This window comes from Mucilaginibacter sp. P25, assembly GCF_050859465.1.
GTDB lineage: Bacteria > Bacteroidota > Bacteroidia > Sphingobacteriales > Sphingobacteriaceae > Mucilaginibacter > Mucilaginibacter gossypii.
This window is the reverse complement of the sequence record NZ_CP193937.1, coordinates 5,257,279-5,270,491: the sequence shown is the minus strand read 5'-3', so window position 1 is coordinate 5,270,491 and position 13,213 is coordinate 5,257,279. Positions and strand designations below refer to the sequence as shown.

General features: G+C 40.2%; 6 protein-coding genes and 1 pseudogene. All 7 read left to right on the top strand.

The window, feature by feature from the left end; genetic code table 11:
• Nucleotides 1-65: 65 nt before the first annotated feature.
• The 7 genes and pseudogenes from ACRQ5D_RS26535 to ACRQ5D_RS26505 all read left to right on the top strand — a co-directional run bounded on the left by ACRQ5D_RS26535 (nucleotide 66) and on the right by ACRQ5D_RS26505 (nucleotide 13,207).
• Nucleotides 66-1,405, top strand: a pseudogene (locus ACRQ5D_RS26535) (DUF6377 domain-containing protein).
• A gap of 505 nt (nucleotides 1,406-1,910) precedes the next feature.
• Nucleotides 1,911-4,952, top strand: coding sequence for a SusC/RagA family TonB-linked outer membrane protein (locus ACRQ5D_RS26530; protein WP_091162870.1), 3,042 nt, complete (start codon nucleotides 1,911-1,913; stop codon nucleotides 4,950-4,952).
• 10 nt (nucleotides 4,953-4,962) lie between these two features.
• The gene (locus tag ACRQ5D_RS26525) at nucleotides 4,963-5,949 is read left to right on the top strand and encodes a RagB/SusD family nutrient uptake outer membrane protein (protein ID WP_432327154.1); all 987 of its coding nucleotides are present in this window, start codon (nucleotides 4,963-4,965) and stop codon (nucleotides 5,947-5,949) included.
• On the top strand, nucleotides 5,900-6,502 hold the full coding sequence (locus tag ACRQ5D_RS26520; protein WP_432327152.1) for a RagB/SusD family nutrient uptake outer membrane protein: 603 nt from the start codon (nucleotides 5,900-5,902) through the stop codon (nucleotides 6,500-6,502). The genes ACRQ5D_RS26525 and ACRQ5D_RS26520 overlap by 50 nt, the downstream gene beginning before the upstream one ends.
• Nucleotides 6,503-6,727: 225 nt before the next feature.
• Nucleotides 6,728-7,552, top strand: a complete 825-nt coding sequence (locus tag ACRQ5D_RS26515; protein ID WP_432327150.1) for an FG-GAP repeat domain-containing protein — start codon at nucleotides 6,728-6,730, stop codon at nucleotides 7,550-7,552.
• Complete coding sequence (locus ACRQ5D_RS26510) at nucleotides 7,549-9,873, top strand: VCBS repeat-containing protein (protein WP_432327148.1); 2,325 nt, start codon at nucleotides 7,549-7,551, stop codon at nucleotides 9,871-9,873. The genes ACRQ5D_RS26515 and ACRQ5D_RS26510 overlap by 4 nt, the downstream gene beginning before the upstream one ends.
• On the top strand, nucleotides 9,860-13,207 hold the full coding sequence (locus ACRQ5D_RS26505; protein WP_176844355.1) for an FG-GAP repeat domain-containing protein: 3,348 nt from the start codon (nucleotides 9,860-9,862) through the stop codon (nucleotides 13,205-13,207). Before ACRQ5D_RS26510 ends, ACRQ5D_RS26505 begins: the two co-directional genes overlap by 14 nt.
• The last annotated feature ends 6 nt before the right edge of the window (nucleotides 13,208-13,213 follow it).

Sequence of the window (13,213 nt, the reverse complement as noted above, 5' to 3'; positions counted from 1 at the left end):
GGGACAAGCTTTACATCGAATACAAATCATATCAGTTTGATTCGGCGTATGTTTATGTCGATAAAATGATATCACTAAGCAAGGTAACCGGTAATAAACCAAAGGAGTATTATAGTTACGTAAGGATGGCTTTTATTCTTCTTTCGTCGGGGATGTTTAACGAGACCTTTGACTATTTGCGAAAAGTAAATGTAAAAGCCCTAAGTAATGCCGATAAAGTTGATTACTATTTCTTTTTAGCCAGGTGCAATTATGACCTGGCGAATTACAGTAATGACAAATATTTTAGCCCCGATTATATTAAGACCGGTAATAAATACATTGATTCAGCGGTCTCGTTTTGCGGCAACGACCATATAATGCATACTTATTTACTTGGTTTGAAGGATTATCAGGAAAAGAATTACGTAGAAGGGCGCATACGCTTTAAAAAATTACTGGAAAAGGACATGCCAATTTCCATGCACCTGCGTGCAATGGTGTCATGCTCATTGGGATCAATCTACCTTGAAGATAACGAAAGGCAGGAGGGTCTTAATTTGATGATGAGGGCTGCAATAGCCGATATCAAATCATCAACGCGTGAAACGGTTGCGCTTTATACGCTGGCCGAATTATTGTATAAGCAGGGGAACATCAAAGATGCTTACAGTTTTATTCAATTGGCAAAAACTGATGCCGACTTTTACGGAGCCCGGCAGCGTAAAATACAAATTGCTTCAATTTTACCATTAATAGCGGCAGCCGAGCTTAATAATACCGAGCATCAAAAAAACCGCTTCCTGGTGTTCCTGTTAATTATTACTGCGCTTGCATTGCTGGTTGTCTTTTTCCTGGTGATGATCATTAACCAATTAAAAAAGTTGAAGGTTAAAGAAGCAATAATTGAAGGGAAAAATGTGCAATTAAACCACATAAACGCGAAACTAATTGAAGATGCAAAAATTAAAGAGGAATATATCGGGCAGTTTTTTAAGGCCATTTCGGGATATATCGTTAAGCTCGAAAATTTGAAAATCTCTATTGATGCCAAGCTCTCGATGAAGAAGTATGACGCCATTCATACTTTTGTAAATAATATTGATATTAAAAAAGAAAGGGAGAGCTTATATTATAGCTTTGATCATATTTTTTAAAGATCTTCCCTAACTTTATTACGGTGTTCAATAGCTTGTTTGCCGAGAAAGATCAGATCTGGCCTGATGAGGACGAAGTATTAAATACTGATCTTCGCATATTCGCGCTTATAAGGATGGGTATTGCTGATAATGAAACTATTGCCAAAATATTGGAATATTCTGTCAATACAATCTATGTTTACAAAATGAGGATCAAAGCCAAATCGTTGCACCCTGATCAATTCGAACAACGGATTATGGATATTAAGGCTTTTGATTACGAGTGATTTTTTTGAAGATACATGCTAAAAACCCTGTAAAGTAGCCAAACCTTACAGGGTTTTTAGCAAAAAAGTATTATAAATGATTAAAAAAACATTATATTTTTTGTCGCCATTTTTTATATAAATATCTGTTTTTCAATGTTTTAAATTTAAAAAACATTGAAAAAAATTATAAAATTATTAAAATAAGCCTTTTTCGCGTTTACCGCAACGGATAAGTCTTTTTCTGAGTTTATTTATAAGTAAATTGCATCAGAATTTAACCTGTAATAATTGTAAACCATTACATTTTTAAACGATCGGTCATTGTTAACCTTTTCCTGTACTCACCTGCTAACCTATCGGTACGGGCGATGTTTGCATGGCCATTATGCGTATACTTCGGGTATTATTTATTATGATAACCCGAAACCATATTAGCATGATTTCGTATAAATGTTGGGGATCTCTTTTACGGTTTGAAAACTAAACCCAAACAACAACCAATTTCAACTAAATCTCAAGTTTTATGCAAATTAAACATTTACTCAACGTATGTTTCTTTGCTGTTTTTCTCTTTTTGATGGAGCCTGCTATGGCCCAAAATAAGATAATAACAGGTAAAGTAACCGACAAAAAAGATGGCTCCCCTTTAATAGGAGTATCGGTAGTAACAGCTGTAGGTGCCCAGGGTGGCGCCATAACAGCAACAGACGGATCGTACAAAATTTCGGTCCCGGCAAATACCCCAAGTCTTACTTTTACTTATGTTGGTTTCCTGAACGCAACTATTCCATTAAACGGTCGGACTTCTGTTGATGTGCAGATGGAAGAAGCGAATCGTGCGCTGAATGAAGTTGTAGTGATCGGTTACGGTACACAGAAAGTTAAGGATGCAACTGGTTCGGTAGCCTCATTGAGCACAAAAGATTTTAACAAAGGCGTTATTTCAACTCCTGATCAATTACTTCAGGGCCGTATTTCGGGCGTACAGGTTACGCCATCAAGCGGTGAACCGGGTGCTGGGGCTACAATCGCAATACGTGGTGCTGGTTCTATTCGTTCAGGCGATGGCCCGCTTTATGTAGTTGATGGTGTTCCATTGGATAACGGTGGAGGTACAAGCGGTGGTTATGGTGTTGGAGCAGGTAGCTCATCTGCACGCAACCCGCTGGCTTTCTTGAACCCTGCTGATATTGAAAACATTTCTGTGTTAAAAGATGCGTCTTCGGCTGCTATTTATGGTTCACGTGGTGCTAATGGTGTAATTTTAATAACCACTCGTAAAGGGCGTAAAGGTCAGGGTATCCAATTTTCATCAAATACAAGTGTTTCAAGTACTGCAAAGCGTTATGACGTACTTGGTAGGGATGCGTTTTTGAAAGCAGTAGCTGCAGTTGGTGCTAATGCGGGTCCGGTAGCTGATGGAGGTATTGATTATGGTGCCAATACCGACTGGCAAAAACAGATCTTCCGCAGTCCGATATCGCAGAACTATAACTTAAGCCTGGGTGGCGCAAGCAAAGATAATACTGCAAGTTACCGTGCCTCCTTTGGCTATGACGACCAGCAGGGCATCGTGAAAAATTCAGGCCTAAAACGTTTAAACGGACGTATTAATGCTTCCAAATCATTTTTAAACGATAGGATCAAATTAGATCTCCAGTCAACCTATTCAAATGTTAAAAACCAGTATGCCCCAATTACTAATAATGCCGGTTTTAACGGAAGTTTAGTGGGTGCAGCTATACAGCTAAACCCAACAGCCCCGGTATTTGACTCACAAGGAAGATATTTTAACCTTAACGGCTATAACGATGCTGGTTACCCTAACGGTAACAGTTTCAGGAACCCGGTATCGTTATTAAATCAGATAGATGACAGGGATAATATAAACAGGTTTTTGAATAACCTTACACTTACCTTGAAGTTATTTGAAGGTCTTTCATACAAGGGCAATTTTGGAGCTGATATATCAAGGGGATTAAGAAAGACTTTTTATGATCCTAAAATTGTTGGCTATACAGATGCTATCGGTATCAGGCAGATAAACTTCCCGTCGCCAACAGGTAATGGTACTGCTATCCTTACACATAACGAGTTAACAAATTACACAACCGAACATACCTTAAACTATGACAAGAAGTGGAAGGATGGAAGCTCGCTTACAGCTTTGGCCGGTTATTCATACCAGACTTTCAAAAACTTTAACCGTAATGAATTTGGTTTCGGCACATCAACTGCCGGTGTATTAGTTAAAAATTATGATGATTTTAAAACGCATCTTCCTTATCCGGTTGGCGATAGCTCGAGCTATAAATTACAATCATACTTTGCTCGTGTAAATTACTCTTATAAAGATCGTTACATTATTACTGGTACAATCAGAAGGGACGGTTCATCGCGCTTTGGGGCTAACCATAAATATGGTAACTTCCCGGCTTTGGCTGTAAAATGGCGTATAACCAATGAAAGCTTCATGCCTAAAGATGGTTTATTTGATGATCTGAGCCTTAGGTTAAACTATGGTAAAACCGGTAACCAGGAAATTCCGGCGTACGCTTCATTACCTGTGCAGCAATTACAGGATTTTCCAGGTAATTCAGTTGCTCCGTTATACCAGGCTAATCCCGATTTGAAATGGCAAACTAACACCACCTATGGTGCAGGCCTCGATTTCTCGATCATAAAGGGACGGTTAACGGGTTCGGTTGATTATTTCAACAAATCAATTAAAGATTTGCTTTTCTTCCAGGATATTGCGCAGCCAACGTTTTCTTCGAGAATTTATAAAAACCTGGATGGTGACGTAATCAATAAAGGTGTCGAAGTAGGATTGAACCTTGCTGCTATACAGAGCAAGGACTTTAATTGGGATGTTGCTTACAACATGACTTTTATAAGCAACACGCTTAAAAACTTCAAAAATTATATTGTTACGGGTAATATCGACGGACAAGGCCTTTCTGGCGCTTATTCGCAATTAATTACCAACGGCGTGCCGCTATATACCTTCAACGTTCCGAATTATAAAGGGCTTGACGCAAATGGCTTTAGTATCTATCCTCAGGGTGTCGATGTTTCTTCACTACAAGGAAGCCCTAATCCTAAATTCACTGCCAGCTTAACCAATAACTTTAATTATAAAAACTGGAGTTTAAGCTTCTTCCTAAATGCTGCTACAGGCTTCTATATTTACAACAACACTGCAAACGCGTTCTTTTACAAAGGCAACCTTGTTAGTGGTCGTAACGTAACAAAAGAAGTAGCAGCAACCAATGAAAACCCGCTTAACTCTGGTGAGGTATCAACCCGTTTTCTTGAAAAAGGTGATTTTTTAAGATTAAGCAATGCCACCTTAGGGTATACCTTCTCGCTTAAATCTAAGGCGATAAAAACTTTAAGGGTGTCATTTACAGGGCAGAATTTATTCCTGATCACCGGTTACTCTGGTTTGGATCCGGAAATTAACACAGATAAACAACGTAATGACGTGGCTTCAAAGGGTATCGACTATACCTCTTACCCCAAGGCCCGTATATTTACTTTAGGTTTAAACGCAGGCTTTTAATAACATGAAAATGAAAAATATAACATCACGAGCAGCTCTTTGTAGCTTAGTTCTGATAACCGCAGCCGGTTGTGCAAAACTGGATGAAAAACTTTACGGATCGAAATCGTTATATGGTAACAATGCCGGATCGGCCGAACTGAATGGTGTTTACACACAATTATATGGACAAACCGATCAGGCCAATACATATGCCCTACAGGAACATCCAACGGATGAAATGATGGGTCCTACCCGCGGTACTGACTGGGGCGATTTTGGTACATGGCGTAAATTGCACACCCATACCTGGACACCTACCCACAACCAGGTAAATGATACCTGGGACCAGCTAAATATTGGTGTATTCCGTGCAACACAGGTAATCTCAAAGGCAACCGATAACAATATCAAAGCACAGGCAAGCTTTTTACGGGCCTACTTTATGTTCCAGGTGGTTGATTTGTACGGACAGCAACCTATGCGTGATCCTGATGCGCCAACCTCATCTATTCCTACAGTTATGAAACGGGCGGAAGCAACTGATTTCATAATCAAAGATTTGGAATTTGCGGAAGCTAACCTGGCAGCCACTACCGCAAATATTGGTGTTGCTAATAAAGCAGCAGCTCAGGCACTGTTGGCAAAAGTTTATTTAAATAGGGCGGTTTATGCCGCAACCACAGTTGGTGGTCCGTTTACATTTGCTAAGGCAGATATGGATAAAGTGATAGAATATGCCAACAAGGTTACCGCGGCAGGATATACTTTGGAGCCTGCCGGCAAATATTTCCAGGATTTTGCATGGGACAACTCAGAACAATCACACGGAAACATATTTGGCTTCTACAACACCGCCACATCTTCTCCTGCGCCTGCCAAAAACCGCTGGAGGATGGGCCTTCATTATAACCAAACTCCGGATGGTTGGAACGGTTTTACCACACTGGCCGATTTTTATAACTCATTTGAAGCTACCGACAGAACGCCGTGGTGTAGATTATCCGGGATTAACTGATAAAGTTGGTTTAAGGGCAGGTTTTGCTGTGGGGCAACAATATGGCCCTGGTCACAAAGCTTTAACACAACGTAGTGGCAAGCCTCTGATTTTTACACCGGATGTTAACCTTAACTTTTCAACCGAAGCTCAAGGCATCAGGGTATTTAAATATTTCCCTCAACCAAAAGCTGATAACACAGTTAACGATGATAATACATCTAATGACTATGTGATTTTGCGTTACGCCGACGTGGTGCTTGAAAAAGCGGAAGCTATTTTACGTGGTGGTACTGACCCTATGGGACAAACAGCGTTGCAGCTTGTAAATTCAATCCGCGTACCTCGCGGTGCCACAGCCTTAACTTCTGTTGATTTGGCTGCTATGCTTGCTGAAAGGGGCCGTGAACTTTACTGGGAAGGTTGGAGAAGGAATGACCTGATCCGTTTTGAGAAATTTAATGATCCGGTTGATCAGCGCCCGGCCAAAACAGATAAAAGCAAAACAATTTATCCAATTCCTCAGCGTGCGGTGGATACAAATCCTAATCTTAAACAAAACCCAGGTTATTAATAATTGAGATTTATTTGATTGAAAGGAACGTAGCGGAATTTTCCGCTACGTTTGTTTTTTCGCAAAGTATATGCAACCAAAAATACTCCTGTTTCTGCTTATCTTGATCCCAACTGTTTTTTGCGCCTGTAATGGGGGGATAAACAAACCCTGTTTACCGAGCAGAATAATGAAACCATCGGCATCAATTTCGCTAATCAGCTCAATGACCAGGACCGTACCAATGTGTTCACCTTTCGTAATTATTACAATGGAGGCGGGGTTGCCATTGGCGATGTCAATAATGATGGCCTCAATGATGTTTATCTGACATCAAACATGGGCGGCAATCAACTTTATATTAATAAGGGAAATTGGAAATTTGAAAATATAACCGATAAGGCAGGGGTTAGGGGTACTAAATACTGGAGCACCGGGGCTACTATGGTTGATATCAATGGCGATGGCTGGCTTGATATTTACGTTTGTCACAGCGGTAATGCCCGGGGCAACGAAAAGGGTAATGAACTATTTATTAATCAGCACGATGGTACGTTTAAAGAAGAAGCTCAAAAGTATGGCCTGGTAGATAATGGGTTATCCACCCAGGCCATTTTTTTCGACTACGATAATGACGGCGATCTGGACTGCTTTGTACTAAATAATTCTTTCAGGCCTATAGAGTCGTTTGATTTTAGTAAAAACCTGCGCGCTGTTGTTGATGAGTTGGGTGGTGCCCGTCTTTATCGTAATGATGGCGGCCATTTTACCAACGTAACCAAAGAAGCGGGCATATATTCAAGTGATATAGGTTTTGGTTTAGGCGTTTCTGTAGCCGATATCAACCAGGATGGATATCCTGATATCTATGTCTCCAATGATTTTTTTGAACGCGATTATCTTTATATCAACCAAAAAAACGGAACTTTTAAAGAGGATATTCAAAATGAAACCGGCCACCTGAGCCTGGCTTCAATGGGATCGGATATTGCCGATATTAATAACGATGGGCAGTATGATATTTTTACTACGGAGATGCTGCCCGAAGGCGATCGGCGTTTAAAAAAATGACCTCGTTTGAATCGTACGATGTGATCAAAGCTAAGCAGCGCGATGGTTATTATAACCAATACATGCAAAACTGCCTGCAGGTGCGTAATAGCGACGGTACGTTCTCCGAAACTGCCTTCTATTCGGGCGTAGCAGCAACCGACTGGAGCTGGGGCGCGCTGATGTTTGATATGGATAATGACGGATGGAAAGACATTTTTGTGTCGAACGGCATCTATAAAGACCTTACCGATCAAGATTATATTGAGTTTTTGGGTAATCGCGATAACATGGCCAAAATAGCCGAAGGCCGGAAAAAATTTGATTATAAAGATTTTACCGATAAAATGGCTTCATCGCCTTTGTCTAACTATGCCTATCTGAACAATCGCAACCTTACTTTCACCAATAAATCAACTGATTTTGGTTTGGATAGGCCTGGGTTTAGTAATGGCTCGTCATATGCAGATCTGGATAATGATGGGGATAATGACCTGATTATAAATAATGAAAATGCCCCCGTTTCTATCTTTAAAAACAATGCCGAAAAAAATGGGAACCACCACATCCAGATAAAATTAAAGGGAACAGGCCTGAATACTTTTGGAATAGGTACTACGGTAAAAGTGTTTATGAAGGGCAGTTCGCTAATTTATTATAATCAGCCAACACGTGGTTTTCAAAGTTGCACATCGCCCAATTTACTTACAATAGGTATAGGTAAATACAAATCTATTGATTCGATCCAGGTGATTTGGCCGGGTAATACTTATCAGTTGTTAAAAAACGTAAACGCAGATAAAGTTTACACGGTTAAGCAAACCGATGCCGTCTTGAAATATAACTGGACAAAGCCTGCTGTTAAAACACTATTTGCCGATGTTACCAAATCAATATTTGACAGCATTCCTAAGCATAAGGAGGACGATTTTATCGATTTCGACAACGAGCGCCTGATGCTCCAGATGTTATCGACAGAAAACCCTTATGTGGTTACCGGTGACGTTAATGGCGACGGGCTGACTGATTTTTATTTCGGAAGTTCAAAAAACAGTTTTGCCAGCATCTATATCCAACAAAAGAACGGTAAGTTTAAACAAACCATTCCTGAAGATTTTAAAAAGCAGGAATACCTGGAAAATGCCGGGGCTGTTTTTGGAGATTTTGATGGCGATGGCGACCAGGACCTGATAATAGGAGTAGGAGGTAACGCCGATGAAGCCGAAACACCAGTGTACAATCCTCGTTTTTTTGTGAATGATGGCAAGGGGAATTTTCATAGGGACCCTGAGAGAACACTACATGCGGCTGTTAATGCCTCGGTGATTATTTCGGCCGATTATGATGGCGATGGCAAGCCCGACCTTTTTGTTGGGGGCAGAAGTGTGCCCGGGCTTTACGGATGTTCGCCGCAATCATTTGTTTTTCATAATGAAGGCGACGGGCATTTTACCGATGTATCAAAATTAGTATTGGGCACGGATACAAAGATTGGTATGGTAACGGCAGCCAAATGGGCTGATATTGATCATAACGGTTCGCCAGATTTGATAATTGCAGGTGATTGGATGGGGATTAAGATCTTCAAAAACAACAAAGGGAAATTTGCGGAAGATAAACAATTGGCTAATTACAAAGGCTGGTGGAGCAGTCTCGAAATTGCTGATGTGGATGGCGACGGCACCCTTGATATTATTGGCGGTAACATCGGGCTTAACTCAAAATTCAGGGCTTCGTTTGAGCGGCCCATGGAAATTTTTGTAAAGGATTTTGATAATAATGGTACAAAAGAATGTGTAACTTCCATGTATAAAAGTGATGGAGTAAACTATGTTTTTCATATGAAGCCTGATTTAGTGGGCCAGATGCCAATCTTCAAAAAACGTTTTCTGCGCTATATTGACTATGCGGGCAAACCATTTGACGAGGTATTTCCTGCTGAGATGCTTGATGGCGCTGAAAAGCACCAGATGAATTTCCTGGCTTCGGCGGTATTTTTTAATAAAGGCGGAAAATTTATTTGTAAACCACTGCCTGCCGATGCACAGTTATCTATGATAAATACTATTTTGTGTGCAGATTTTGATAATACCGGAGCTGTGAAGATCATCTTAGGGGGCAACTTTTACGGCTTTAAACCTGAAGTCGGGCGGCTTGATGCTAATCGGGGGCTTGTTTATCAATATACAAAAAATGGATTTACTTATTTTCCAGCTTCCAAAACGGGCCTCAATTTAAACGGACAGGTACGCTCATCGTTAGGTATAAGAAATGCAGCCGGTAAAAATTATTATCTGTTTGGCATTAATGATGAACCGCTTAAAGCTTATGAACTACGTTAACATCAATTTAATGCTGTTTGCCAAATATATTCTTAGATATTTCATTCTCCTTCTTGGTATTGGTGTGGTCGGCTTGTCTTCTTGTAAACCCCAAAAAACAGGAGAAGGTGTATTTAAATTACTCCCAGCTAATGAAACGGGACTAAGCTTCGAAAACAGGAACGTAGTATCCGATTCAGTTAATGTATTAGATTATTTGTATTTCTACAACGGTGCCGGCGTAGCTACCGCTGATTTTAATAACGACGGCTTGCCCGATCTTTATTTCGTATCAAACCAGGGTTCTAACAAACTTTACCTTAATAAAGGAGGGATGAAGTTTGAAGACATCACCGATAAAGCGGGTGTTGCAGGTACCGGGAATTGGAAAACCGGTGTAACTGTAATTGATATCAATGGCGATGGATTTAAAGATATCTACGTAAGCGTGGTTTCAGGTTATAAAACCTTTAAAGGTAAAAATCAGCTTTATATCAATAACGGTAATTTAACTTTTACCGAAAGCGCGGCCAAATACGGGCTCGATTTTGCAGGACTTTCTACCCAGGCTTCTTTTTTTGATTATGATAAGGATGGTGACCTGGATATGTTCCTGCTTACTTCATCAGTTCATAGCAATGATACCTATGGTGACTCAACTCAAAGGTTTAAATACAGCCATGATGCCGGCGATCATCTTTTCAGGAATGACAATGGGCACTTTACAGATGTAACGGCGGGTTCAGGTATTTATTCGGCACCGATCGGTTACGGCTTAGGTGTAAGCGTAGGTGATTTGAATAACGATGGCTGGGATGATCTTTATGTAAGTAACGACTTTTTTGAGCAGGACTATTACTATGTCAACCAGCATAACGGCACATTTAAGGAAGAGTTGAAAAATGCGTTCGGACATACCAGCCTTTTTTCAATGGGGAATACTATCAGTGATGTCAATCAGGACGGCCATTTAGATGTGCTTAGCACCGACATGCTTCCGGAAGAAATGAAGGTGTTACGATCAACCATCAACGATGAACCCTTGGATATTTATAACCAGGAAGTTAATGCCGGGTATTACTATCAATATTCAAAAAATTGCATGCAATTGAACGTGGGCAACGGCAATAAGTTTGTCGACCTGAGCTTGTATAGCGGGAATTCTGCTACAGATTGGACATGGTCGCCACTGGTGCAGGATTTTGATATGGACGGAAAGAAAGATATGTTCTTCTCTAACGGTATCAAACGCCGTCTCAATGATATGGATTACCTGAAATACCTTGGTGACCCTATGGTTATGCAGGCATATAAACAAAATCGCGTTTTTGACAAGGACAAGATCAACAGAATGCCTGAAGGCGGCGTACATAATTACTTTTATCACGGTGAGGATAAATTGAAATTTACAGATGTTTCTAACGGCAACGATATGCAGCGGGCATCTATATCGGCAGGATCTGTTGCCGTTGATTTAGATAATGATGGTGATTTGGATATTGTGACCAACAATATGGATGAGCCGGCATATATCTATAATAATACCACAATGGAAGGCCGCAAAGAAAGCAAGCCGGGCTATCTTAAATACACTGTAAAATATAACCTTTTGAACCGTGATGGCATAGGTACTAAATTTTTCCTTAAGTCAAATCATCATCTCGATCACCAGGAAATACAAACCAGCAACGCGTACGAAAGTAATTTGAATAACGAGCTGCTTTTTACATTTGCCCCTGACGATAAACCAGAATCGCTGTTAGTGGTTTGGCCTGACAATAGCTACGAAGTGGTGAAGGATTTCAGGCCCGGTCAGAAAACTACTTTAAGATATAACCCTCAAGCAGTTGAAAATAGTAAACCTATAGCTGAGGTTATCGAAGCTTTCATCAGCGATAAAAAACAGTTTGACAGCAAATCTATACAAGCAAAGCTTTTGGCCAACGTTAAAACTTTTGACACTCCCGACTTTAATTATTATTCGCTTTTACCGCACACTTATTTGCAGCACACTCCCGCAATTGCTGTAGCTGATGCCAATAATGATGGCATTGATGATATTTACGTAGGAGGCATAGCCGACGAAGAAAAATACATACTTGCAGGTAATAAATCGGGTGGATTTACCAAAGTTAAAGTGTCATTATTTGACCGGGATAAATATATTGCGGACGAGCAGGCTACATGGGCTGATGTAAATAACGATGGCAAGCCCGATTTGATCGTGATCAGCGCTAACCATCCTTTTCAGGAAACCGAGAAATTGATACAGCCTCGGTTATATATCAATAAAGGCAATTTCCAGTTTGAAGATCAACATTTACCAAAGCTCAATTACCAGGCTTCAAAAATTACGTTGTTTGATTTTAACGGAGATGGAGTGAACGATATTTTATTTACCAGCGCTGTTTCATTTAAGGATTATACAGCTACTATCCCTTCCTCAATACTCATTAATAAAGGCAATGGAAAGTTTGAAATAAGTCATGACAAAGCTTACGATCAAATCATGAACCTGCAATATGTCACCAGTATAACAACTGTCGATATCGACCACAATGGCAAGTCTGATCTGCTGATTACGGCCGAGTGGCAGCCCATTTACATTTTCCTGAATGATGGAAAAAAATTAAGTCGTTTTTCATCATCGGTTTTGGATAAGGAAAAGGGCTGGTGGCAGTCGGCTATAATAAGCGATATGGATGGCGACGGCAAGGCCGACCTTATTGCCGGTAATTGGGGATTGAATAACAAATATAATGTTACTGCTGATCAGCCGCTGTATGCCTATAATACCGATTTGGACAAGGATGGTAAAAACGATTTGATATTATCATATTTTTATAAAGGCCTTTATTTCCCTTTTCGTCCCAAAAATGATTTGGAGCAGGAACTTCCATATCTCAAAAAAGAATGGCTTAGTTATCAAAAAATGGCTGACAAAACCACCACTGAGGTATTTAAGGACAAACTGGATGACAATGATCGTTTAAGTGTAAACCAGTTCAATAGTATTTTTGTGAGCGACGTATTGCATTCTTCTTCGATTACTGCACTGCCATTTCTTTATCAGCAGGCTCCAATTAAATCGATGCTAAAATATAACAATGGAGATATATTACTGAACGGAAACTTTTGGGGTGTTGTGCCTTATGAAGGAAAGTACGATGCACTCGGCCTGGCTGGTTTACACTACAACAAACAGCAAAAGCAATTTGATGCGCCGACATACTATGTTAACGGTGCAATCAACTCACAGGAAATCAATTATCTGGTGCCAGTGAAAACAGCAGCTAACTTGAATACTTATCTCGCGGTTACCTATGATGGCCGATTAATGTTATTAAGCAAGTAGCGTAAT

What these genes read in the sequence shown, in the direction of transcription:
- ACRQ5D_RS26530 (WP_091162870.1), top strand. Translation starts at nt 1,911, where the DNA reads ATGCAAATTAAACATTTACTCAACGTATGTTTCTTTGCTGTTTTTCTC.
- ACRQ5D_RS26525 (WP_432327154.1), top strand. Translation starts at nt 4,963, where the DNA reads ATGAAAAATATAACATCACGAGCAGCTCTTTGTAGCTTAGTTCTGATA.
- ACRQ5D_RS26510 (WP_432327148.1), top strand. Translation starts at nt 7,549, where the DNA reads ATGACCTCGTTTGAATCGTACGATGTGATCAAAGCTAAGCAGCGCGAT.
- ACRQ5D_RS26505 (WP_176844355.1), top strand. Translation starts at nt 9,860, where the DNA reads ATGAACTACGTTAACATCAATTTAATGCTGTTTGCCAAATATATTCTT.